Genomic DNA, 24,271 nt, shown 5'->3' with positions numbered 1-24,271 from the left:
ACAGCTCGTACCCAGCCAAGGGTACCGAGCCGCTACAGTGATCCGGTGAGCAATGCGGCGGTGAAACGGGACACCATCGCCGCCCGCCGCGCCGGTGGCATCCCGCAGGAGCGGGCCCGGCGGCGGCAGGCGATCGTGGAGGCCGCGGTCCGCGTCATCGAGGAACACGGCACCGGCGCCGGGCTGGGCACGGTGGCCGACCACGCCGGGCTGCCCAGACCGCACGTTTACCGTCATTTCACCAGCAAGGACGACCTCGATCAGGCCGTGGCCCGGCACGCCGCCCGCCAGGTGAGCGCCTGGATCCGCCCGTCGCTGTCGGCTCCGGGCACCCCGCCGGAGGTGGTGCACGGCGTCATCGGCCGGGTGTTGAGCTGGGCGGTGGCCCACCCCAACCTCTATCGGTTCCGGGCCCGCCTCGGCACCGCGCACGCCGTTCCCGAGATCACCGAAGCGGCCGTCGCCAACCTGCGCGCCGCGGGGCACGAGGCGCACCTGCCCGCGTACGTGGTGGCCAGCGTCGTCGGCATGGTCGACGCCGGGATCATCTGGTGGTTCGACCACCGGGACGAGGTGGAGCCGGACCAGCTCAACGACTGGCTCGCCGTCCAGGTGTGGCGGGTCGTCGCGGAGGTCACGACCTGAGTGCCTCCGGCAGTGCCTTGGTGTGCAGGATGACCAGTTCGGCGACGGCCCGGGTCAGGGCCACGTAGAGCCGGTTCATGCCGCGAGGCTCGGCGGCGACGATGTCGGCGGGTTCCACCAGCACCACCCGGTCGTACTCCAGTCCCTTGACCTGGCTGACCGGGATCGCCCCGAGCTGGTCGGCGATCGCGTCCGCGGCGATGACCGCGCCGGTTTCCTCGGCGAGGGCCGCCCGCAGATCGTCCACCTGGCGGATCGTGAGGGTGCCGCCGGGTCGGAAGGAGCGGGTCGGCGCGATCCCGGGCGCCAGCGCCCGGGCGGCGAAGTCGGCGATGACCTGCGGCACCCGATAGCCGGTGGGCAGATCGAGCATCCGGACCTCGCGCTTGCCGAGCTGCTTCACCAGCTCCGGCCAGCTACCGGCGGCCAGCGGATGGGTCGCCTGACCGAGGTCGCCCACGATCGTCATCGAGGCGTGGGCGGCCCGGCGGGCGATCATCCGGCACTCCATCGGTGACAGGTCCTGGGCCTCGTCGAGGATCACGTGCAGGTACGCGTCCTCGACCGGCTCGGCCGCCTCGGCGACCGGCAGCGGCTCGGCCAGCTCCGGCACGTACCCCTCCTCGCCGTACGGGTCGAAGCCGTCCGCCCAGCCCACCACCGTGTGGCCCTCGCGCAGGATGATCGCCGCCGCCCAGCGCTGCGCCGCCCAGGCGTTGCCGGTGTCCAGGGACTGGCCGGAGACGGCGATCGGGGTGGACAGGCCGGGCGCGAAGAGCTGCCAACCGTCGTTGAGGCTCAGGCTGAGCACGAAGGTCTCCGCCAGACGCGGACCGCTGCTCAACTCACGCACCTGCCACTCGTTCCCGGTCACCGTCGGGGCGACCGGCGGGCCCAGGATCTCGGCGAGTTCGTCGAGCAGCGGGACGTCGTCCACCGACCACTGCCCGTGCTGCGCGGGCAGCACGTCCTGCGGGGTCAGCATCGGCCACCACGACCTCAGGAAGGTGTCCGGAATCTCCCGGCAGCCGAGCAGGTCCGAGAGCACCTGCGCCGCCTCGGCGCGGGCGAGGTTGGGCTTGATGCCCCGAGCCTCGCACCGTCGACGTACCTCCTGGCGGGCTTTCGCCAGGTCGTCGGCGTCGAGCCTGCCCAACCGTTGTGGCGCGTTCGGCGGGGTGTCCCAGGCCAGTTCGGTGAGCACCCGCACCATCTTCAGGTCGCCCTTGGACCTGGCGACCTCGGCGCGGTCACGCCGGGTCGCCACCACACCGTCGAACAGCTCGCCGATCGCCCGCAGGTGGACGCTGTCCTCACCGAGACCGGGCAGCACCCGGCCGATGTACTCGGTGAACACGGTCGACGGACCGACCACCAGCACCCGGCCGTCGGCGAACCTGCCCCGGTCGGTGTAGAGCAGATAGGCGGCACGGTGCAGAGCGACCTGGGTCTTGCCCGTTCCGGGACCACCGGTGATGACGGTGACGCCGTGCGCCGGCGCGCGGATCGCCTCGTCCTGCTCGCGTTGGATGGTGCTGACGATGTCCCGCATGTGCGGGCCGCGTTCCCGGGTGAGGGACGCGAGCAGGGCGCCCTCACCCACCACACCGTCGACGTCGCCGGCCGACAGCACCTCGTCGTCGACCCCGACCACCCGAGGGCCGGCGCAGGTGATGATCCGACGGCGGACCACGCCCAGCGGCTCGCCGGGGGTGGCTCGGTAGAAGGGCGCGGCAGCCGGCGCACGCCAGTCCACCACCAGCGGCTCCCGGTCCTCGTCGCGTACGCCCAGCCGGCCGACGCGGTAGGTCTCGCCGTCGTCGAAGTCCAACCGACCGAAGACCAGGCCCTCCTCCTGGCCGTCCAGGTCGGACAGCCGCGTGGCGGCGCGCAGCACCATCGCGTCGCGCTCGACCAGCCCGGTCAGCGGGCCGGCCGAGGCGCGACCGCGACCCTCGGACTCCAGTTCCCTCGCCTGCGACCGCATGACCTCCAGTCGCGCGTACACCTTGTCGACCACCTGCTGCTCGATGGCGAGCTGCCGCACCGTCTCGGACACACTGCTCCCTGGTCTGCCAGCGGTTTGCCGCTCGGGGACCGGTCGAGAATATGTACCGGCCAGACCCACAAAATCGGCATCCAGGGCGATTCGCGCGACTTGACGCGTGGATAAGCTGGAGGTGGCCTCCCGGGATCAGCCCTGGTCGCCCCGCCCGGTCTGCTGCTGCAACTGGTCGATCAACTTCGCCGCCTCGGCCTTGGTGAGGTCGTCCGGCACGCTCTCGCCCGCCTCGCGGGCCAGGGTCCGCAGGTAGGACTCCTGTGCCGCCGTCGTCGGCTCGTCGCCGGTCAGCCACTCGTCCGGATCCTTCACCGCAGCCTGCGGATCATGCTTCTCGGTCATCTCGGCACCCCTTCTCTCGAACAGGTGTGCCATACCCGGGCCGGTGGCCACCCAACCCTCCCCGGGTGCCGTGGCCCGCCAGCGGTAGACCGGTGGCTGGTGTTCGGGTGGTCCGAACAGCGGACGTCGGTGTGCCTACCCGGTGGCGGGGCCGGTCGGGCCCGCGCCGGTGACGTTCAGCGCGAGCGAGTAGACCGAGGTGGTGGCCGTCACGAACAGCACGTTGCGCTTGCGGCCACCGAAGGTCAGGTTCGAGCAGATCTCCGGTAGCCGGAGCTTGCCGAGCAGCGTGCCCTCCTGGTCGAAGCAGTGCAGGCCGTCGTGGGCGGCGACCCACAGCCGGCCCTCCCGGTCGAGTCGGATCCCGTCGAACGAGCCGGCATCACACTCGGCGAGCACGCCACGGTCGCGCAGCGTCCAGTCGGGGCCCACGTCGAAGTGACGCAGGTGCCGACGTCGGGTGTCGACGATGAACAGTCGTCGTTCGTCCGCCGAGAACGCGAGACCGTTGGGTCGCAGGAAGTCGTCGGCGACCCGCTCGACCCGGCCGTCCGGCGAGCAGCGGTAGACGTGGCAGCCGTCCAGTTCCGGATCCGCCCGGTACCCCTCGTAGTCGCTGTCGATGCCGTAGCTCGGATCGGTGAACCACAACGAGCCGTCGCTGGTCTCGACGACGTCGTTCGGGCTGTTGAACCGCTTGCCCCGCCACCGGTCCGCCACCACCGTCAGTGACCCGTCGGGCTCGGTACGGGTGACCCGACGATGGCCGTGTTCGCAGGTCACGACGCGACCGAGGCGGTCGATGGTGCGGCCGTTGGGGTGACCGGCGGGCGTCTGGAAGACGTCGCACCGCCCGGTGATCTCGTCCCACCGCAGCACCCGGTCGTTCGGGATGTCACTGAACAGCAGGCAGCGCCACGCGGGGGAGTACGCCGGCCCCTCGAGCCACCGCCCGCCGTCGAACAGCCGCTGCACCACGTGGTCACCGCTGACCGCCCGGAACCGATCGTCCAGGACCTCCCACCGGGTGACGGTGCGCTCGACCGGGCTCATCGTGCACCCTCGCTGCCCGAGGCGAGTCGGGCGAAGACCGTCGCCTCCTGTTCGAGGAGCCGCCGGGCGCGCCTGCCATACAGCAGCTCGACCAGGCGGGCCGCCGGGCCGTCCCAGTCGATGCTCAGCCGCAGGCGGGTCGCGGAGCCCTCCGGACGCAGCTCGTGGCTCGCCGTGGTCCGGACGCCCGGCGTACGGGCCTGCCAGGTGAAGCCGGCCCCGGGTCGCCAGTCGGTTATCTCGTACCTGGCGGTGGCCAGCCCGGGCTGGCGAATCCGAAAGCGGCTGCCGACCGTCACCGGAGCGGCGTCGTCGATGCGGATGATCTCGTCGATGGTGGGCAGCAACTCGGCCCAACGGTCGACGTCGCTCACGATGCGCCAGACGGTGGCGGGGTCGGCGGCCACGTGCCGTTCGACGGCAATCGTCATGGACCGGATGGTACGGCGGCGTCCGGTGCGTGCCCGACGAGGGTGGTGGCGACCCGGCGAACGGCTCCGATCCGGGTCGCCACCACGGTGGTCACCCGTTGTCGATCAGACTCGCGATCTCGTTGTAGATGAGGTGTGCCTTGGCGCCCTGGTTGGACGGGCATCCGCCGAGGTGGTGCAGAGCGATCACCCGGTGGCTGCTGTTCAGCACCGGTGAGCCCGAGTTGCCGCCGGAGGTGTCGCAGCTGTAGCTGATGTTCCAGGTGTTGTAGTTGGCGTTCCGCACGGTGCAGCGCGCCCCGTTCTGGGTGTTCTCGAAGATGGACAGCCGCTTCGGGCTGCCGTCACCGTGCCCCGGGATGTACATCTGCGTCCCGGTGGTGGTGGCGGACGTCGCCAGGTAGAGCGTGCCGAAGCCCTGGATGGCGGCGAAGTTGTTCACCGAGAACAGGGCGTAGTCGAGCTGGCTGGAGCCACCACTGCTCACCCGGTAGAGCGTCGCACCGCTCACCTTCGTGCCGGGCCCGGGGTTCGCGCCGCCGCAGGTGGCGCACTGGTAGTTGAACTGCATCTCGCTGCCGCTGACCGCGGCCTGGGTCGAGAAGCAGTGCTTGTTGGTCAGCATGCGGTTGGTGTTGCCGACCCGCCAGGTGGTGCACATTCCGCCGCCGCTGATCAGCAGCCGGGCCACCGCGTTGCCCCGGGCGTACTCGGTGGGGTGGCTGCTCTGGTAGCAGACCACGTCGCGGCGGGCGTCGGTGCTGCACACCGACTGGGTGGAGAAGTTGTACTGGCCGATCTCCGTGCGGTCGTAGCCGCGCCAGAACCGGTCGATGGTCGCGGCGCTGCCCCGGGAGGAGCGGTTGCTGTGCAGCGTCACCACCGCCGTGTCGCCCTCCACCGACATCGCCCAGAAGCCCGGCCGGCCGTCGGTGGTGTAGTCCGCGCCGGTCGCCCGGTTCAGGTGACGGTCGTACCGGTAGCTCTCCCGGCCGTCCGGGCTCGACACGGTGACGTACTCGCCGGGAGCCAGTCGCAGCGAGCTGAAGTGCACCTTGATGTACGTGGCGCCGGGGTGCTGGATGATCTGGGTCCGGCCGTCGCGGGCGTACGACAAGGAACCGCCGACGGTGCGCAGCTCACCGACGGTCGTCACACCCTCGGCCGAGAACTGGTCCGATTCGGGTGCCCGGTCCGAGAGTGGCGTGACCGGCTGTACCGGGCCTGCCGCGGCGGGGGCGGACAGCAGGCTCAGGCCGAGTGTGCAGGTGGCGAGTGTGACGGTCACCGTACGTAGACGGCGCAGGACAGGTTTCATCGTCGCTCCTCCCAGGAAGCGGAACCTGAACGATTCCTAAGCTTTCTTACCGAAGCTGATCGATACATGCAAGATAATTAATGAGTAATATCGCCTCTCGGTCCGCCTGTTGACGTGGAGCCGACCTGGGTACTGGAGGCACATGTTCGACGGCTTCACCGACGAGCGGGTCGACGTGGGCGAGGTGGAACTGCGCGTCCGGCATGCCGGGCACGGCCCCGCCGTCCTACTCGTCCACGGACATCCGCGTACCGGATCGACCTGGCACCGGGTCGCCCCGGGGCTGGTGGATCGCGGGTTCGCCGTGGTCTGCCCCGACATGCGGGGCTACGGCCAGTCCGGCAAGGCGCGGATCCTGCCGGACCACTCCCAGCAGTCCAAGCGCGCGGTCGCGGCGGACATGGTCCGACTCATGCACACACTCGGCCACGCGACGTTCGCCGCCGTCGGGCACGATCGCGGTTGTTACGTGGCGCTACGCCTGGCGCTCGACCATCCCGACACCGTCAGCCGACTGGTGGTCATCGACGGCGTACCCATCAGCGAGGCCCTCGCCAGGTGCGACGCGACGTTCGCCCGGAACTGGTACCACTGGTTCTTCTTCGCCCAGCCGGACAAGCCGGAACGGGCCATCGGCGCCGATCCCGACGCCTGGTACGGCGACAAGGCGCGACCGGACCGGATGGGAGTCGACAACCACCGGGAGTTCCGGCAGGCCATCCACGACCCGGCGACGGTACGGGCGATGTTGGAGGACTACCGCGCCGGCCTCGGGGTCGATCGGGCGCACGAGGAGGCCGACCGGCGGGCCGGTCGTACGGTCCGGTGCCCCACCCTGCTGCTCTGGTCGACCCGGGACGATCTGGCGGATCTCTACGGCGACCCGCTCGCCGTCTGGCGTTCCTGGGCCGACGATCTGCGCGGCCACCCGATCGAGTCCGGGCACCACGTCGCCGAGGAGAACCCCGACGACCTCACCGCCGCCCTGTGCCACTTCCTCGCCTGACCGCCGCGCCGCCATCACGCCTCGACGGTCAGGGCTGGTGCGGCGGCACCGGCGTGGGTCACTCTTGCGGTCAGGCTTGATGCATCGACACCCGTCACCACCTCACCTGGTTCCGAGACCGTCCGGCAGACCCGCCGGACGTGCCCGAACCGTCGGGCACCCGCATCCCGCGGATGTGAAGGAGCGCCATGAAACCGTCCCTCCGGGCCTTCGCGGCGGTGGTCGTCCTCGCGGCCCCGCTGGCCCTGACCGCCCCCGCACAGGCGGCGAACACTCTCACCATGCGCGGCGCGGACGTCTCCTCGCTGCAACGCAGCCTCGACCTCGGTGCCCGCTACTACAACGCCTCCGGCGCGCCGGCCGACCCCTACGACATCCTCGCCTCGAAGGGGGTCAACTACCTGCGGCTGCGCGTCTGGAACAACCCGGCCAGCGGCTACAACAACAAGGCCAGGGTGCTCCAGCAGGCCAGAACGATCAAGGCGAAGGGTTTCAAGCTGCTGATCGACTTCCACTACTCGGACACCTGGGCGGATCCGGGCAAGCAGTATCCGCTGGCGGCCTGGGCCAACCACTCGCTCAGCCAGTTGCAGGCCGACGTCTACAACTACACCTACGACGTGTGCACCGCGTTGAAGGCGCAGGGCACCACGCCGGACGCGGTGCAGATCGGCAACGAGATCAACGTGGGGATGCTCTGGCCCGCCGGCCAGGTGGTCAACAACGACTTCGCCCCGCTGGCGAGCCTGCTCAAGCGGGGCTACCAGGCCACCAAGGCGTGCCACGGCGGCACCCAGGTGTGGATCCACACGGCGAACGCGGACAGCAACGCCAACGCCCGCTGGTTCTACGACGGGATCCGGGCACAGGGAGTTCCCTGGGACGTCACCGCCCTGTCCTACTACTGCATGTGGCACGGCACCTTGGCCAACCTCTACAACGTGATCGCCAACGTGCGGTCGCGCTACGGCAAGCCGGTGGTGATCGCCGAGACGGCGTACCCGTTCACCACGGCCGACGCCGACCACCAGCCGAACGTGATCTCGGGTAACGAGCGCTGCGACAACATCCCGGCCACCTGGTCCGGGCAGGCGCAGCAGTTCAGTTGGGTGCAGAACACCGCGCGCAACGCCGGTGCGGTCGGTGTCTTCTACTGGGAGCCGACCTGGCATGCGGTGCGCGGCAACGGCTGGGATCCGGCGGACATCAACGGAACCGGTAACGGCTGGGACAACATGGCCGTCTTCGACTGGTCGGGGCGGGTGAACCCGCACGTGTACTGGACTCCGTGACCATCGCCCGGGCCCGGGAGTCGCCACCGGGCCCAGTGCGCGAGGGTGTCGCGTGGCCCTCGCGTGGTCCGGGACCGGGGTCGGAAGCACCGAGAATCGATAGACCTCTGTCGTTTGACGTATGACGTCGTTAACGCTAACTTCGCTGTCACGAGCGGGTGTTGTGGCTGCCGGGAGCCCGATTTCCCGCCGTGGTCCCGCGCCGGCCAGCCGCGACCGTGGGCGCGTCGCCATGCTGGCCGGCGGTTCCTGGTGACCAGATCTTCCGCACCACCCCACCGTGCTGACGCCACCACCTGACGCCGGCACATCCGCCGGGCATCCACGAGCTGTGCGTGGATGACCCCGATCGAAGGAGTGGACCATGAAGGCCATCGGTGAGGCTCGTCCCGCCTCCCCATCCAGACGCGGTTGGCGGTCCGGAATGGCCGCGGCGGCCGCCGCGATCCTGGCGGCGAGCGCGCTCGTGGTGGTGAACGCGGCGCCCGCGGCGGCGGCGACCGTGGACACCAATGCCTGGTACGTGTTGGTGAACCGCAACAGTGGTAAGGCGTTGGACGTGTATGGTCTGGCGACCAGCGATGGTGCGCGGATCAGTCAGTGGACGCGTAACAACGGTGCGAATCAGCAGTGGCAGTTCGTGGATTCCGGTGGTGGTTACTACCGGTTGAAGTCGCGGCATTCGGGCAAGGTGCTGGATGTGTCGAACGCGTCGACCGCGGATGGTGCGGCGGTGGTGCAGTGGTCTGATCACAACGGCACCAATCAGCAGTTCCGGTTGGCCGATTCCGATGGTGGTCATGTGCGGTTGGTCGGTCGGCACAGCGGTAAGGTCGTGGAGGTGCAGGGTGCGGCCACGGCGGACGGCGCGAACGTGGTGCAGTACGCCGACTGGAACGGCGCCAACCAGCAGTGGCAGCTGGCCCGGGTCGACGGGGGTGGCCCCACGTCGCCACCACCGACCGGTGGCACCGGGTGCGGCAAGGCCCCGACGCTGTACAACGGCACGCACACGATCCAGAGCAACGGCAAGAGCCGCCAGTTCATCCTGCGCCTGCCGGCCAACTACAACAACACCAACGCCTACCGGCTGATCTTCGCCTTCCACTGGCGTGGTGGCACCATGCAGGACATCTCCTCCGGCGGCACCAGCGGGAGTGCCTGGTCCTACTACGGCCAGCAGGAGCAGTCGAACAACAGCGCGATCCTGGTCGCGCCGCAGGGGCTCGGTAACGGTTGGGGCAACGCCGGCGGCGAGGACGTCACCTTCGTCGACGACATGATCCGCCGGATCGAGAGCGACCTGTGCGTCAACCCGAGGCAGCGCTTCGCCCTCGGCTTCAGTTGGGGCGGCGGCATGAGCTACGCCCTCGCCTGCGCCCGGGCCACCGTCTTCCGGGCGGTCGCCGTGATCGCCGGTGCGCAGATCAGCGGGTGCAGTGGCGGTACCCAGCCGATCGCGTACTTCGGTCTGCACGGCATCTCGGACAACGTCCTCAGCATCGGCCAGGGCCGGGGGCTGCGCGACACCTTCGTCCGCAACAACGGGTGCAACGCCCAGAACCCGCCGGAGCCGGGAGCGGGCAGCCGTACGCACATCACCACGGCCTACTCCGGCTGCCGCGCCGGCTACCCGGTGCAGTGGGCGGCGTTCGACAACGGGCACATGCCCGGGCCGGTGGACGGGACGTACGCCGAGAGTGGCATCACCACCTGGACCAAGGGTGAGATCTGGCGATTCTTCGCCCAGTTCTCCTGACCGGGCCGAGCGCGACGGCGGGTCTCGGCCTCCTGGCGGCAGTGGGAGCCAGGAGGTCGGGCCCGTCGGCCCGTCGTGTCCCGGGTCAGCGTTGCAGGCGGTCCGGCTTGCCCGGGCCGCTGCGTCGCACCAGCCAGGCCTCGGTGATGTGGGTGAACATCGCCGTCGCGGCCCCTTCCGGGTCGTGGGCGGCGATCATCTCGTAGACACGTCGGTGTCCACGGTTGGAGGCGACGCAGAGCGACCGCTCGGTGCGGCCGGTGTACCGCGCCGTGTTCACGACCTGACTCTCCAGCGCCTGCACAACGCCACGAGCGATGCGGTTCCCGGACGCCTGCATGACGGTGTCGTGAAAGGCGCGGTCGAGTTCGTGGTAGGCCACGGTGTCGCCGACGAGCTCGTCCATCCGGTCGACCAGGGCACGCAGGCGGTCCACGGTCTCCTCATCGGCGACCCGGGCGGCGACGTGTGCCATGTCGGACTCCAGCAGCCGCCGGGTCACCACCACGTCGTCGAGGATGGCGAGGCTGTCGTCCTCGGCGATGGTGGCCCCGAGGACGAGTTCGTCGAGCATGTCCCACATCGACTGCGGGGTGACCATGGTGCCGGCACCCTGACGGACCTGCACCAGACCCTTCTCCTGGAGAATCTTCACCGCCTCCCGGACGACGGTCCGACTGACGGAGAAGGTCTCGCAGAGCACCGGCTCGGGGGGCAGCGCGGTGCCGGAGGGATGCACCCCGCGGACGATGCGTTCCACCAGCTCGGCGGTGACCGCCGTGGCGAGGTTGGTGGGGCGGCGCGACCAGGTCGGGGCGGCCAGCTTTTCCAGGGCCGTCTCCTGCGATGGCGTCATGTCCCCCTCCGATTGGCTCGTCGTGCCACGACGTCCAAGGCCAGTGTACGGCTGACTGTTGACGTCAGACGTCATACGAGTTACGTTCTTGATCACGTTGGCTGCGGCAGGCCGTCAGCCACTCCCTTCAGAGGTGAACAACGATGAAACAACGAGCATTGTGGTCCGCCGTCCTCGTTGTGGGACTGGCGACGGCAGGTTGTGGAAGTGCCAGCGACACGGGCTCCTCCTCCGGCGGCTCGACCGACAAGCTGGTGGTGTGGGACTGGAAGTCCGGCGAGCCGTCGGCCAAAGCGTATGTCGACAAGGCGAAGGCCGACTTCGCCGCCAAGCACCCCGACGTCACGGTCGAGTTCGTCGCGCAGCCGTTCGACCAGTACTACACGCTGCTCGGCGCGGCCATCCAGTCCGGCAAGGGCCCGGACGTGATGCTGTTCAACGGCGGCGGCCAGATCCGGGACCGGGTCGACGCGCTGGTGCCGCTCGACGAGTACGTGGCCGAGGACAAGCAGCGGCTCGCGGGTTGGGACGCCTTCAACAAGGACGGCAAGGCCTACGCCGCGCCGGTGACGTTGCAGGGGCACCCCATCTACTACAACAAGGCGCTCTACGAGAAGGCCGGGCTCGATCCGGCGAGCCCCGCCACGACCTGGGACGAGTTCCTCGCCGACTGCGCCGCCATCGGCAAGGCCGGTGCCAAGTGCTTCGCCCTGGGCAACAAGGAGGGTGCCGGGATCCAGTTCTGGATGTCGGCCCTGGGCTCCGGCATCCTCACCGCCCAGGAGTACGACGACTGGATCGCGGGCAAGCGCGACTGGACCTCGCCGAACGTGAAGCGGATCTTCGAGCTCTGGAAGGAGGCCGGCGACGCGGGCCTGAACAACGACGGGGCCAACTCGACCGCGATGTTCAACGACTCGTTCGCGCTCTTCCAGTCCGCCAAGGCCGCGCACGTCATCGGGCTGATGTCGGACGTGGGGCACTTGAAGGACTTCAACGAGTTCCTCACGCCCGAGAAGCTCGGCGTGATGAAGGCCCCGGTGGTCACCGCGGGCACCACGCCGAGCCTGGCCTACGACGGCGGCATCGGGTACGCGGTGGCGAAGTGGACCAAGGATCCCAAGGTCGCCGCCGACCTGGTGCGGTCGCTGACGTCGACCGGGGCGCTCCAGGCGTTCTACGCCGAGGCCGGCGCGATCGCCGCCGACACCACCATCGACGTGTCGCAGGCCGGCCCGGCCGCCGCCGCGATCGTCGCCGCGCTCGACAGCGGTAAGCCCGCCCTGCACGTGGCGCTCTCCTCGAAGACCCTGGACCTGATGGGACGGGTCTCCCAGCAACTGCTCAGCGGCTCGATCAGCGTCGACGAGGCGGTGAAGCAGCTGGCAGCTTCCGACCAGGCGGGCTGATTTCGTGCCGATCGGAAACGCAGAACCGTCGGTCCGTCCGGTGCCCGCCGGACGGACCGACGGGGCGGCGGCCGGCTCCGCGGGTCGCCGCCGTGGTGCCCCGGCTCGGCCCGGCCGCGGCGGCTCGCGGGCCGAGCGCTTCGCCCCCTACGTCCTGGTCGCACCCGCCATCCTGATCATCGTGGTGCTGCGGCTGTATCCGTTGCTGCTCGGGGTCAACTTCTCCTTCACCGGAGACGGCGAGCGCAACGGTCAGGCGGTGGGTCTCGACAACTACCTCGAGTTGATCGAGGACCCGTTGTTCCGCACCGCACTGAGCAACGTCGGGCTGCTGGTGCTGTTGCTCCCGGTGGCGGTGGCGATCCCCGGGCTGCTGGCGACGTTCATCTACCTCAAGGTGCCCGGGCATCGCTTCTACCGCAGCGTCTACTTCTTCCCGGCGGTGCTCTCACCGGTCATCGTCGGCGCGATCTTCAACCTGCTGCTCGCCTTCGACGGCCCGGTCAACGCCGTGTTCGAGGCGGTCGGCATCAGCCCGGTGGACTGGCTCGGCAATCCCGACGTCGCGATGTTCGTGGTGGTCGGCGTACACGTCTGGGCCACCTTCGGAATGGCGCTCGTGGTGTTCCTGGCCGGGTTCGCGACCCTGGACGCCGCGCTGCTGGACGCCGCCCGCGTGGACGGTGCCTCGCTGCCCCAGGTCATCCGGCACGTGATCATCCCGGGCCTGTCCCGCACCATCGCGTTCGTCGCCGTGACCACCATGGTCGGGATGCTGACCTCGATGTTCGGCCTGCTCTACGTGATGACCAGCGGTGGGCCGGAGGGATCCACCTATCTCCCGGAGTACTACATCTGGATCCAGCAGGGTCAGATGAACCGGCCCGCACTCGCCTCGGCCGCGTCGACGGTGCTCTTCGTGATCATGCTCGTCGTGGGGCTGCTCCAGGTGAAGCTGCTCCGGCGGGCGGGAGGTGAGGACTGATGTCCCGGGTACGACTGAGCCGGTGGCTGCTGGCCATCCCGATGTCGCTGCTCGCGCTGGCGACGATCTACCCACTGCTGTTCACCGTCAACGTGGCGATGAAGACCCGGCGCGACTACATCCTCGACCGGTTCTCCGTGACCGACACCCTGCGCTGGGACAACATCAGCGCGGCGTGGAACAGCGTCGGCATGGACCGGTACTTCCTCAACTCCCTGATCGTGGTGACGTCGTCGGTCGTCCTGCTGCTGCTGCTCGGGTCCATGGCCGGCTTCGCCCTGAGCCAGCTCCGGTTCCGTGGCTCCTCGGCGCTGTTCCTGGGCTGCCTCGCCGGCCTGTTCGTGCCGTTCCAGGTGATCATGGTGCCGCTTGCCCGGATCATGGCCGACACCGCCCTCATCGACACGTACCCCGGACTGGTCCTGGTCTTCGTGGCCCAGTTCCTGCCCTTCACCGTCTTCCTGATGACGAGTTACTACAAGACCATCCCGCGGGAGGTCATCGACGCGGCCCGGATCGACGGCAACAGCGTGTACGGCGTGTACCGCCGGATCATGCTGCCGCTGGGCACCCCGGCGCTGCTGTCGGTCGGCATCCTCAACGCGCTGTTCTGCTGGAACGACGTCCTGATGTCGCTGGTGATGATGCCGTCGGCTGATCACCGAACGCTCATGGTCGGCGTGACCTCGCTGCGTGGCCAGTACTCCGACGACATTCCCACCTTCGCCTCGGGGGTACTGATCGCCGCGATACCGGTCCTGGTGGTCTACCTCTTCCTCCAGCGCCAGATCGCCGACGGCGTCGCCGCCGGCTCCACGAAGGGCTGACATGCGCATCACGGGATATCGGACGCTCACCACGGTCCACGAATGGGGGCGCCCGGTCGGCGACGCCAACGGCGTGTTCGCCGACGGGAGGGTCCCGGTACCGATCGTCGTCGTGGAGACCGACGAAGGACTGTCGGGTGTCGGCATCGGCCCGCACGTCGAGATCGAGCGGATCTTCGCGGCCATCGACGGTGAAGATCCCCGTGCGGTGACGACGCTCTACGACCGGATGCTGCGACACACCTTCAAGGCCGGTCACGCCGGCCCGGTGTTCGGCACGATCGGCGCACTCGACACCGCGTTGTGGGACATCAAGGCGCAGGCGGCTGGCCAGCCGCTGTGGCGGTTGCTGGGCGGCCGCGACCGCCGGGTCCCGGCGTACGCGTCCGGGCTCGACATCGCCCTCAGCGACGAGGAACTCGTCTCGGCGTACATCCGTTACGCCGAGCACGGGCTGCGGGCCGCCAAGCTCAAGGGCGGACTCGACATCGAGCACGACCGACACCGGCTCCACCTGGTGAAGGAGATCCTGACCGAGGCTGGCCACGGACTGCGGCCGGGCCTGATGCTCGACGTCAACGAGGCGTGGACCCGCAAGCAGGCCGTCCGGCACGTCTGCGAACTCGAACGCACCCTCGACCTCATCTGGATCGAGGAGCCGGTTCGGCGCTGGGACGCCGAAGGGCTCGCCGCCGTCGGCCGGGGGGTGCGTGCCTCCGTCGCCACCGGAGAGAACCTCACCGGGCTTGAGCAGTACCGACCGCTGATCGCCGCCGGCGCGGTCGACGTCGTCCAGACGTCCGCGATCGGTGGAGTCACCCACTTCCTGCGGGTGTCCGCCCTGGCGCACGCCTACGACCTGCCGGTCAGCCCGATCGGCAACAGCCCGTTCGGGCTGCTGCACGCGGCCACCTCGGTGCCGAACCACCTGACCAGTGAGTTGCAGGACCTCTGGCCGCCGGTCGGCGTCTCCGTCGACGTGCACGTCGAGGACGGGGCCTTCGTCCTGGGCGACTCGCCGGGGCTCGGCCTGCGGGTCGACGAACAACGGATCCGGGCCGTGGACCGGCACCCGCAGGCGCCGGCGGTCGACGGCCCGAACGTCCGGCCGGAGCAGGCCGGGCGACGGCTGTTGGCGACGACGGACGGTGTCCTGCCGGCCGCCGGCGGCTTCCCGCTGGCCCGGGCTGCCACCCCGGCACACAACAGCAATCAGGTGTCGCCGACCGGACGTCACTGACAACGACCCCACGGTGGTGGCCGGCGGCACGAGCGGCGTGCGGCCGTTGATACGGAGGATCGATGAAGGCAGTGGTCTACCGGGGAGCACGGCGCCTCGGAATCGAGGAACGTGAGCCGGCGGCACCCGGGCCCGGCGAACTGGGCATCTCGGTGGCCTACACCGGGATCTGCGGCACCGACCTGCACATCTACCACGGGGACATGGACTCCCGGGTCGGTGCCGCCGCCATCATCGGGCACGAGATGTCCGGGCGGGTCGCGGCGCTGGGCGAGGGCGTCACCGGTTGGGCCGTCGGCCAGCCGGTGACGGTACTTCCCACCAGATGGTGCGGGCGGTGTGCCGCCTGCCGACGCGGCAACTCGCACATCTGCCACGCCATGAACTTCCTCGGCATCGACTCGCCCGGCGCCATGCAGTCCGGCTGGAACGTGCCGGCGGAACTCGTCCTGCCGCTGCCCGAGGAACTGCCGCTCGACCAGGGCGCACTCGTGGAACCGGTGGCCGTCGCCGTGCACGACGTACGGCGCGGCGAGGTGGCCTCCGGCGATCACGTGGTCGTCGTCGGCGGCGGGCCGATCGGGGTGCTCATCGGCACCGTCGCCCAGGGCCGCGGTGCGCGGGTACTGCTCGTCGAGCCGGACCCGACGCGGCGCGCCGTGGCGGGCGACATCGGCATCGAGGCGGTCGACCCGGCCGCGGTCGACGTGGCGGCGTTGGTCGCCGACCGGACCGACGGCGCGGGGGCCGACGTCGCCTTCGAGGTGTCCGGCGCGGCGGCGGGTGTCGCCACCGCGGTCGAGGTGCTGGCTGTCCGGGGTCGGCTGGTGATGGTGGCGATCCACCCCCGGCCCCGGGAGGTCGACCTGCACCGGTTCTTCTGGCGCGAACTGGAACTGCGCGGCGCCCGCCTGTACCAGCGCGACGACATGGCCGAGGCGATCCGGCTGGTCGCCTCGGGTGCGATTCCGGCGCGGCAACTGATCTCCCGGGTCGAACCGCCGGAGGCGGCGACCGCGGCGTTCACCGCGCTGGAGGGCGGCGGTGTCATGAAGGTGCTGCTGGACTGGCGGGAGGATGACCGGTGACGAACCCGTTCGACCTGTCCGGACGGACCGCCGTGGTCACCGGGGCCCGGCGGGGCATCGGCCTGGCCATGGCCGAGGCCCTCGCCGCGGCCGGTGCCGACGTCGTCGGTGTCTCCGCGCACCTGGAACCGGAGGAGAGCGAGGTGGCGCGCCGGGTGCGGGCCACCGGGCGACGGTTCACCGCGCTGCGCGCCGATCTCGCCGACCGGGCGGCGGTACGCCGGCTGGCCGACGAACTGATCGCGCTCGGACCGATCGACATCCTGGTCAACAACGGCGGCACGATCGCCCGCGCCCCGGCCGTCGACCATCCCGACGAACTCTGGGACCATGTCATCGAGGTGAACCTGAACAGCCAGTTCGTGCTGAGTCGGGAGATCGGTCGGACGATGGTGCAGCGCGGCCACGGGAAAATCATCTTCACCGCGTCGCTGCTCAGCTTCCAGGGCGGCATCACGGTGCCCGGGTACGCCGCGTCGAAGTCGGGCGTGGCCGGTCTCACCAAGGCCCTGGCCAACGAGTGGGCGGCGCACGGGGTGAACGTGAATGCCATCGCCCCCGGTTACATCGCCACCGACAACACCCGGGCCCTGCGTGAGGATCCCGAGCGCGACCGGGCGATCCTCGCCCGGATTCCGGCCGGCAGGTGGGGTGCCGCCGACGACCTCGGTGGCGCCACCGTGTTCCTGGCGTCGGCGGCCTCCGACTACGTCAACGGGATCGTCCTGCCGGTCGACGGAGGGTGGTTGGGCCGATGACCGACGAAGCTCCGGGCGCGGGCGGCATCGTCGACGCCCACCACCACCTGTGGGTCCGGGCCCGGCATCCCCAGCCGTGGATCGACCCGGTGACCATGGCGGCCATCGACGCCGACTTCGAACTGGCCGACCTGGCCCCGCTGGCCCGGTCGGCGGGCGTCACCGCCACGGTCGTCGTGCAGTCCATCGCCTCGGCGCGGGAGACCGTGGACCTGCTCCGCGTCGCGGCCGACGACGTCCTGGTCGGCGGCGTCGTCGGCTGGGTCGACCTGACGGCCGACGACGTCCCCGATCGCCTCGACCGGCTGCGCGCGGCCCCCGGCGGGCGGCACCTGGTCGGCATCCGTCACCTCGTGCAGAGCGAGACCGACCCGGCCTACCTGGACCGACCGGACGTCCGCCGGGGCATCGCCGCGGTCGGTGCCGCCGGCCTGGTCTTCGACCTGCTGGTCCGGCAACACCAGTTGCCCATGGCCGCCCGGTTGGCGCACGACCTGCCCGACGTGCGCTTCGTCCTGGACCACCTCGGCAAGCCCGCGCTGGGCACCCCGGAGTTCGACAACTGGAAGCGAGACCTACGGGTTCTCGCCGAAGCGCCCAACACGACGGCCAAGGTGTCCGGCCTGACGACCGAGGTGCCCCGGTCACCCTGGACGGTGGCCGATCTCAGGCCCCCCGTCGACCACGCGCTCGACGTGTTCGGGCCGCGGCGACTGATGTTCGGCTCGGACTGGCCGGTGTCCCTGCTCGCCACCTCGTACGCCCGCTGGGTGGCGGCGGTGACGGAGTTGCTGGGCGACCTCGACCCGACCGACCGCGCGGCGTTCTGGGCCGGCACCGCCCGGCGCTGCTACCGGTTGGCAGCGTCATGAGGACGCACGCGCTGCCGCGCCGGCCGGCGATCGGCCTCACCGAGCTGGGCTTCGGTGCGGCGCAGGGCGGCAACCTGTACCGGGCGACCACGGACGAGGAGTTCGCCGCCGCGGTCGACACCGCCTGGGCGGCGGGCGTGCGGTACTTCGACACCGCGCCGCACTACGGCCTCGGGCTGTCCGAGCGTCGCCTGGGCGGCGCGTTGCGGCACCGACCACGCGACGAGTACGTGGTGTCGACGAAGGTGGGGCGGCTGCTGGAGCCGTCGCCGCAGAACGCGCACCAGCGCGACCCCGAGGGCTTCGACGTGCCCGCGAGCCATCGCCGGGTGTGGGACTTCAGCCGGGACGGGGTACGCCGGTGCATCGAGGCCAGCCTGGAGCGCACCGGCCTGGATCGGATCGACATCGTCTACCTGCACGATCCTGACGACCACTGGGAGCAGGCCGCCGCCGAGGCCGTGCCCGCCCTGGTCGAGCTGCGCGAACAGGGCGTGGTGGGTGCGATCGGGGCCGGCATGAACCAGTCGGCGATGCTCGCCCGGTTCGTCCGGGAGACCGACGTGGACGTGATGATGTGCGCCGGCCGGTACACCCTGCTCGAACAGGGCGCGGCCGACGACCTGTTGCCGCTCGCGCAGAGCCGGGGAGTCGGCGTGGTGATCGCCGGCGTCTACAACTCGGGGCTGCTGTCCCGGGACCACCCGTCCGCCGACGCGTTCTACAACTACCAGCAGGCGCCGTCGGAGCTGATCGAGCGGGCCCGCCGGATCGCCGAGGTCTGCGACGCGCACGGTGTCACTCTGCCGCAGGCGGCGCTGGCCTTCGTCCGCCGGCACCCGGCCGTGGTCTCGACCGTGGTCGGTGTCCGCAACGGCACGCAGATGGCGCAGACCGTGCGGCGCTCGGCGGCGGTGGTGCCCGACGAGCTGTGGCAGTCGTTGGCCAGCGCCGGGCTGCTCGCCTCGATCTGACCTCTGACCGACGTCCCTGGTCCGCCGGAGCGGACCAGGGACGTCGCCGATGGTCGCGAGTGTCAGGCCAGGCTGAACCGCCACTGCTGGTTGGTGCCGCTGTGGCAGGTCCACTGCAACAGGCGGGCGCCGTCGGTGGTGGCGCCGCCGTTGACGTCGATGCAGAGCCCGCTCAGCACACTCTTCACCGTGTAGACCCCGGTGGTGCCGGTGGAGGTGACGGTGAACTTCTGTTGGTTGCCGTTGTTGCAGGTGGCCTGCTGGAGGAAGGCGCCGGGGGTGGTGGAGCCACCAATGATCTCCGCGCACTTGTTGCTGTGCACGGCCCGGAGATAGACGGCGCCGCCGCCGGCGTCGACCGCCTGCCACTTCTGGTTGTTGCCCCCGGTGGACGCCCACTGGTGGATCTGCGCGCCGTCGGCGGTGGAGACGCCGCTGACGTCCATCAGCTTGTTGCTGTGTTGGGCGGTGAGCGTCCACGTGCGGCCGGCAATCCCGCCGCCGGTGTCACCGACGCCCACTCCCGGACCACCGAAGGTGTGCGAGTCGAGGTCGAACCAGTTGTTGGAGCTGCCCTTGAACACCAGGTACAGGGTGTGGGTGCCGGCGAGGGGGGTGACGTTCACCGGCGGTGTGGACTGGTAGTTGTCCCAGCCGCCGGTGCTCGGCACCGGAGTGGTGGCCAGCAGCGTGCCGGTCGGCGACCCGGCCCGCAACTCGATCGATCCGCCGCCGGAGGGCGACGACAGCCGGTAGCTGACGGTGTTGATGCCGGACAGGCTCATCGGGGTGAACGCCACCCAGTCGTTGTTGGAGATGTCCCCGATGCGCTTGCCGCTCTCCGCGCCGGCCTGGTCGATGATCCGGGTGCCGGACTGGCTGCTGTGGTACTCGGCCTGCTTGTGCTTGGGCTGGAGGATCACCTGGGCGCGGCCGGTGAGCGGGGCCGCGCCGCCCGCCCCACCGTTGTCGGTGTACCGCGCGTTGAGCACGTAGAACAGGTTGGCGCCGTCCGGGTGCCCGCCGAGCAGGTCGGTGGGGATGCTCCCGGAACAGCCGGCGTAGTCGGTGGTCTCGTGCGCGTGGTCGTCGTGCCCGAGCGCCGGGTTGAGGAAGACCTTGCTGCAGTCGATCGCCGCGCCACCCGGGTCGGTGACGGTGATCTGGTACGACACCCGGTCGCCGAAGGCGAGCATGCCACCGTTGGCCGGCGTGGTGATGGTGACCACCGGAGCGGTGTTGCCGACGGTGATCGGCACGTTGGCGAAGGCGGTCTTGCCCGAGCTGTCGGTGACCTTCAACTGCGCCGTGTAGTTGCCGTTGCTGATGTAGACCTTCGACGGGTTGGCCGCCGTGGAGGTGGTGCCGTCGCCGAACGTCCACTGGTAGCTGATCGTGTCACCGGGGTCGGGATCGGCCGACCCGGCGCTGGAGAACTGCACGGTCAACGGGGCGTTGCCACTGGTCGGCGTACCGCTGGCCTTGGCGATCGGTGACCGGCCACCCTGGACGTAGTCGATCCGGTAGAGACCGGAGTCGCTGTTGCCGCCACCGAAGTTGGTGCCCCACTCCAGCAGGTAGAGCGAGCCGTCCGGGCCGAACTCGAGGTCCATCGGGCTGTTGAACCGGGTGGCGGGCAGGAACGGGTTGGTCCGGGTGACCGCCGACGCCGAGTCGAAGTGCATCTCCTTGATGTAGTCACGCGACCACTCGTAGAAGAAGTGCACGCCGTCGTAGTACGGCGGGAACTTCGTCGCAGACGGGTTCTCCGGGTCGTAACGGTAGACCGGTCCGCCCATCGGTGCCGAGCCACCCGTGCCCACCTCCGGGAAGTTCTGCGAGGCGCCGTAGCCGTACCACATGTTGGGTGCGACGACCGGCCGGAGGTTGGTCAGGCCGGTGTTGTTCGGCGAGTTGTTCACCGGCGCGGCGCAGTTGAACTTGGCACCGACCTGGCCGGTGTCCGGGTTGTACGGCGCGTACGGCTGGTTGTCGCCGTGGCAGAACGGCCAGCCGTAGTTGCCCGGCGCCTTGATCACATTGAGTTCGACGAGGCCCTCGGGCCCCCGGTTGGTGGTCGGCGGGTTCCGGTCCGGTCCGTAGTCGGCCAGGTAGACCCAGCCGTTGGCCGGGTCGATCGAGAAGCGGAACGGGTTGCGGAAGCCCATCGCGTAGATCTCGGGCCGGGTCTGCGCCGTCCCCTGCGGGTAGAGGTTGCCCGACGGCACGGTGTAGCCGCCGCTGGCGGAGGGGCGGATGCGCAGCAGTTTGCCGCGCAGGTCGTTGGTGTTGCCGGCGGTACGGGCGGAGTCGAGCATGTGCTTGCCCGGGCGCCAGTCCAGCGGGGCGTAGCCCTGCCAGTTCGGGTCGAGGTTCGGTGCGACGTCGTCACCGGTGCCGATGTACAGGTTGCCGTCGGGCCCGAAGGCGATGTACCCGCCGGTGTGCCCGGGCTCGGGGTACGTCCGGTCCCGGTAGGCGGGGATGTCGATGATCGTCACCCCGCTGGACATGTTCAACGTGTCGCCGTTGAGCGTGTAGCGGGAGACCCGGTTGACGTCGGTGGAGCTGCTTGCCGGTGCGTGGTACAGGTACACGTACCCGTTGCTGGCGAAGTTCGGGTCGAGAGCCAGCCCGGTCAGTCCGTCCTCACCTCCGGTGTAGACGCTGAGCGTGCCGGCGGTCACCGTGCTGTTGGTGCTCGGCTTGAAGATCTTGACCTGGCCGCCACGCTGGACGTAGAGCACCCGGCCGTCGGGTGCCACGGCCAGCGCCATCGGGTCGACGGTGTTGCTGTCGAGGGTCCGCTTCTCGAAGTTGCCCCAGACGGTGCCGCCACAGTCGCCCGGCTCGTTGCCGGCGGCCCACTTCACCCCGCCGAGGACGTGGTTGCGGAAGTGGGTCTCGCTGTAGGAGGCCGCGGCGTGACCCATCGCGGTGGCCCAGACCCGGCCGCCGCCGGTGTTACGGCACCAGGAGATCGGGTGATCGGAGCCCATCGCGCGAGGGCCCGGGTTGTACGTGCGCTCGTCGGCGGTGACCAGGACGTGCACCTCACCGCGCGGGTTCTTGTCGAAGTTGTACCACTCCTCGCTGCGGTTCCAGCGATCCGGCAGGCTTGCCGTCGACGGGTGCTTCTTGTCGGCGACGATGGCGGTGCCGGGCAGGACGCCGGGGGAGTGCTCCGGCATGTGGGCACCCGCGTTGATGGTCTGGTCCCACCACGGGTACTCGTTCTCGATGCCCATGTCGGTGGCGTTGTGGATGGCCACGATGCCCTTGCCGCTGGCGAGGTAGCCCTCCACCGCCTGGCGTTGGCTGGCGGAGGTCCACACCATGCCGGACGTCTGGAACATGATCAGGACATCGAAGGTGGCCAGGTTGGCTGCGGTGAAGACGCTGGAGTCCTCACTGTGTACCAGCTCGAAATTGTCGGAGGCGGCCTGCTGCTGGAACATCGAGACCCCGGCCGGGATCGAGTCGTGCCGGTAACCGGTGGTCTTGGTGAACAACAGGGCGCGGAACTCCGGAGCCGCTGATGCCGGCTGGACCAGCGCGAGCGCCAGTAACAGACCGGTGATCAGTCCGATGATGGCTGTCTTACGACGCATGCCGTCTCCTCGTCGGGGCGGAGCAACAGGGGGCGCGACCACGAGTCCGGTCGCCTCCCACGGCACGTCGGGTGGTGCCTGGTGCCACGACGGGACGCGCGATTGTCGTCGCGCGGATCGTCGCACCGGCGTGACAGTGCCGGATGTAACGCAGCGTCACGCCTGAGTGGGTTCCGGGCCCCGTGATGGCAAGGAGCCTAAATAGTGTTGATATGGACATATATTGATGTTAACGACAACATGAATGGGACTGATCATCGGCACCCGCGTTCCCCAGTGGACCCGACCCGGCGTCGTTGCCTGCTACCGGCCCGGTCGAGAGTCCGGGAAGATCGGGGATTGCGTACCCATCCCCGAGCATCTATCTTCATACGTGTGATGTTTCGGTCATGTCAAGCGAAAGTTTGAGCACGACAACAGGAAGCTTCGCTTCCGATAACTAAAGCCAGGTGACCGGCCGGTCCCGAGCGAATTCTGAGGTGGCACACCGATGCCCTTGGCGATTACTATCCGTGAGGATTATTGATGTCGGCTCGACCCCCGGCGCTGCTGACCCTGCGGGGCATCGGCAAGTCCTTCTTCGGGGTACGCGTCCTCGACGGTGTCGACCTCGACGTGGCGCCGGGCGAGGTGCACGCCGTGGTGGGGGAGAACGGCGCCGGCAAGTCCACCCTGATGAAGATCGTCTCGGGTGGGTACGCCCCGGACACCGGCACCATCGAGTTCGCCGGGCAACCGCGCGTCTTCGGCGGCCCGCGGGACGCGCAGCGGGCCGGCATCGGCATCATCCACCAGGAGTTCAACCTCCTGCCGGAGCGCACCGTCGCGGAGAACGTGTACCTGGGCCATGAGCCGAAGCGGCGCGGCCTGGTCGACCGGCGACAGATGCTCAGCCGCACAGCGGAGCTGCTGGCCACCATCGGGGAGACGGACCTGCCCGCCGAGGCCGTGGTGGGCCGCCTCGGGGTCGCCCAGCAGCAGGTGGTGGAGATCGCCAAGGCGCTCGCGCTGGACGCGCGCCTGCTCATCATGGACGAGCCCACCGCCGCGCTCGCCGACCACGAGGTCGAACTGCTCTACGGCCTGGTCCGACGGCTGCAACAGCAGGGCATCGGCCTGCTGTACGTCTCGCACCGGTTGACCGAGGTCTTCGACCTGTCCGACCGGATCACGGTCCTCAAGGACGGGCGGCTGGTGCGGACGATGCCTACCGCCGACGCCACTGCCGAGGACGTGGTGCGCCAGATGGTCGGTCGGGAACTGTCCAGCTACTACCCGGACCGGGCCGTTCCCGCGGACATCGGCGCGGTACGGCTCACCGTGCGCGGCGGCGGCAACCGGAAACTGCGCGACGTAGACCTGGACCTGCGCGCCGGTGAGGTGCTGGGAATAGGTGGCCTGCAGGGCTCCGGGCGATCGGCGCTGGCCCGCGCGCTGTTCGGAGTGGAACCGTTCACCTCCGGGGTGGTCACGATCGACGGTCGGCCGACCCGACTGCGCTCACCGCGCGCGGCGACGCGGGCCGGCCTCGCGTACGTCACCGAGGACCGCAAGGGCGAGGGCATCGTCGGCCGGCAGTCCGTGCTCGACAACGCCCTGCTCGCGAGCCGGGCGGTCGTGCCGGCCCGCTCGGGCCGCGCCGCGCGCACCGCACGCGTCCGCGAGCTGCTCGCCGCGGTGGAGGTCCGGGCCGCCGGTGACGACCAGGAGATCCGGTTCCTGTCCGGCGGCAACCAGCAGTAA

General features: G+C 69.8%; 20 protein-coding genes. 13 read left to right on the top strand and 7 right to left on the bottom strand.

Annotation, left to right across the window (positions count from 1 at the left end; translation table 11 throughout):
* Positions 1-45: 45 nt before the first annotated feature.
* Positions 46-645, top strand: a complete 600-nt coding sequence (locus tag O3597_RS16490) for a TetR/AcrR family transcriptional regulator (RefSeq protein ID WP_164445430.1) — start codon at positions 46-48, stop codon at positions 643-645.
* Here the strand turns inward: O3597_RS16490 and O3597_RS16485 are convergent.
* The 5 genes from O3597_RS16485 to O3597_RS16465 form a co-directional block, all read right to left on the bottom strand.
* Positions 635-2,704, bottom strand: a complete 2,070-nt coding sequence (locus tag O3597_RS16485) for a UvrD-helicase domain-containing protein (RefSeq protein WP_281601686.1) — start codon at positions 2,702-2,704, stop codon at positions 635-637. The genes O3597_RS16490 and O3597_RS16485 overlap by 11 nt on opposite strands.
* A 135-nt stretch (positions 2,705-2,839) precedes the next feature.
* Positions 2,840-3,049: a DUF3072 domain-containing protein gene (locus O3597_RS16480; RefSeq protein ID WP_281601685.1), complete on the bottom strand. Its 210-nt coding sequence runs from the start codon at positions 3,047-3,049 to the stop codon at positions 2,840-2,842.
* Positions 3,050-3,184: 135 nt separating this feature from the next.
* Positions 3,185-4,102 carry an SMP-30/gluconolactonase/LRE family protein gene (locus O3597_RS16475; RefSeq protein WP_164445428.1) on the bottom strand — a complete coding sequence of 306 codons (918 nt, stop codon included), beginning with the start codon at positions 4,100-4,102 and terminating at the stop codon, positions 3,185-3,187.
* Positions 4,099-4,533, bottom strand: a complete 435-nt coding sequence (locus O3597_RS16470; RefSeq protein WP_281601684.1) for an SRPBCC family protein — start codon at positions 4,531-4,533, stop codon at positions 4,099-4,101. Before O3597_RS16470 ends, O3597_RS16475 begins: the two co-directional genes overlap by 4 nt.
* 91 nt (positions 4,534-4,624) lie before the next feature.
* The gene (locus tag O3597_RS16465) at positions 4,625-5,851 is read right to left on the bottom strand and encodes a serine protease (RefSeq protein WP_164445426.1); all 1,227 of its coding nucleotides are present in this window, start codon (positions 5,849-5,851) and stop codon (positions 4,625-4,627) included.
* A 142-nt stretch (positions 5,852-5,993) separates the two neighbouring features.
* Between O3597_RS16465 and O3597_RS16460 the strand changes: the two genes are divergently transcribed.
* The 3 genes from O3597_RS16460 to O3597_RS16450 all read left to right on the top strand — a co-directional run bounded on the left by O3597_RS16460 (position 5,994) and on the right by O3597_RS16450 (position 9,908).
* Complete coding sequence (locus O3597_RS16460; RefSeq protein WP_281601683.1) at positions 5,994-6,857, top strand: alpha/beta hydrolase; 864 nt, start codon at positions 5,994-5,996, stop codon at positions 6,855-6,857.
* A 188-nt stretch (positions 6,858-7,045) separates the two neighbouring features.
* Positions 7,046-8,149: a glycosyl hydrolase 53 family protein gene (locus tag O3597_RS16455; protein ID WP_281601682.1), complete on the top strand. Its 1,104-nt coding sequence runs from the start codon at positions 7,046-7,048 to the stop codon at positions 8,147-8,149.
* Positions 8,150-8,513: 364 nt separating this feature from the next.
* On the top strand, positions 8,514-9,908 hold the full coding sequence (locus O3597_RS16450) for an RICIN domain-containing protein (protein ID WP_164445423.1): 1,395 nt from the start codon (positions 8,514-8,516) through the stop codon (positions 9,906-9,908).
* Between the two features lie 85 nt (positions 9,909-9,993).
* Here the strand turns inward: O3597_RS16450 and O3597_RS16445 are convergent, their stop codons facing one another.
* Positions 9,994-10,764, bottom strand: coding sequence for a FadR/GntR family transcriptional regulator (locus O3597_RS16445; RefSeq protein WP_164445422.1), 771 nt, complete (start codon positions 10,762-10,764; stop codon positions 9,994-9,996).
* A gap of 143 nt (positions 10,765-10,907) precedes the next feature.
* On the opposite strand from O3597_RS16445, the gene O3597_RS16440 reads away from it, so the two are divergent.
* The 8 genes from O3597_RS16440 (at position 10,908) to O3597_RS16405 (ending at position 18,917) form a co-directional block, all read left to right on the top strand.
* Positions 10,908-12,173, top strand: a complete 1,266-nt coding sequence (locus O3597_RS16440) for an extracellular solute-binding protein (RefSeq protein ID WP_281601681.1) — start codon at positions 10,908-10,910, stop codon at positions 12,171-12,173.
* 40 nt (positions 12,174-12,213) lie between these two features.
* Positions 12,214-13,158 carry a sugar ABC transporter permease gene (locus O3597_RS16435; protein WP_281601680.1) on the top strand — a complete coding sequence of 315 codons (945 nt, stop codon included), beginning with the start codon at positions 12,214-12,216 and terminating at the stop codon, positions 13,156-13,158.
* Positions 13,158-13,985 (top strand): carbohydrate ABC transporter permease, encoded by an 828-nt coding sequence (locus O3597_RS16430; RefSeq protein ID WP_164445419.1) that lies wholly within the window; start codon positions 13,158-13,160, stop codon positions 13,983-13,985. The genes O3597_RS16435 and O3597_RS16430 overlap by 1 nt, the downstream gene beginning before the upstream one ends.
* A 1-nt stretch (position 13,986) precedes the next feature.
* Positions 13,987-15,225 carry a mandelate racemase/muconate lactonizing enzyme family protein gene (locus O3597_RS16425; RefSeq protein ID WP_281601679.1) on the top strand — a complete coding sequence of 413 codons (1,239 nt, stop codon included), beginning with the start codon at positions 13,987-13,989 and terminating at the stop codon, positions 15,223-15,225.
* Positions 15,226-15,287: 62 nt separating this feature from the next.
* Positions 15,288-16,313 carry an alcohol dehydrogenase catalytic domain-containing protein gene (locus O3597_RS16420; RefSeq protein WP_281601678.1) on the top strand — a complete coding sequence of 342 codons (1,026 nt, stop codon included), beginning with the start codon at positions 15,288-15,290 and terminating at the stop codon, positions 16,311-16,313.
* Complete coding sequence (kduD, locus tag O3597_RS16415) at positions 16,310-17,071, top strand: 2-dehydro-3-deoxy-D-gluconate 5-dehydrogenase KduD (protein ID WP_281601677.1); 762 nt, start codon at positions 16,310-16,312, stop codon at positions 17,069-17,071. The genes O3597_RS16420 and kduD overlap by 4 nt, the downstream gene beginning before the upstream one ends.
* The gene (locus O3597_RS16410) at positions 17,068-17,943 is read left to right on the top strand and encodes an amidohydrolase family protein (RefSeq protein WP_281601676.1); all 876 of its coding nucleotides are present in this window, start codon (positions 17,068-17,070) and stop codon (positions 17,941-17,943) included. Before kduD ends, O3597_RS16410 begins: the two co-directional genes overlap by 4 nt.
* Positions 17,940-18,917 carry an aldo/keto reductase gene (locus O3597_RS16405; RefSeq protein ID WP_164445414.1) on the top strand — a complete coding sequence of 326 codons (978 nt, stop codon included), beginning with the start codon at positions 17,940-17,942 and terminating at the stop codon, positions 18,915-18,917. Before O3597_RS16410 ends, O3597_RS16405 begins: the two co-directional genes overlap by 4 nt.
* A gap of 62 nt (positions 18,918-18,979) precedes the next feature.
* On the opposite strand, the gene O3597_RS16400 is transcribed toward O3597_RS16405, so the two are convergent.
* The gene (locus tag O3597_RS16400) at positions 18,980-22,528 is read right to left on the bottom strand and encodes a ThuA domain-containing protein (protein ID WP_281601675.1); all 3,549 of its coding nucleotides are present in this window, start codon (positions 22,526-22,528) and stop codon (positions 18,980-18,982) included.
* Between the two features lie 525 nt (positions 22,529-23,053).
* On the opposite strand from O3597_RS16400, the gene O3597_RS16395 reads away from it, so the two are divergent.
* Positions 23,054-24,271 carry a sugar ABC transporter ATP-binding protein gene (locus O3597_RS16395; protein ID WP_281601674.1) on the top strand — a complete coding sequence of 406 codons (1,218 nt, stop codon included), beginning with the start codon at positions 23,054-23,056 and terminating at the stop codon, positions 24,269-24,271.

Origin of the sequence: Verrucosispora sp. WMMA2044 (genome assembly GCF_027497155.1) — a bacterium.
Classification (GTDB): domain Bacteria; phylum Actinomycetota; class Actinomycetes; order Mycobacteriales; family Micromonosporaceae; genus Micromonospora; species Micromonospora palythoicola.
Note: the sequence above shows the minus strand (reverse complement) of the source record. Positions and strands in the feature narration are given on the sequence as shown.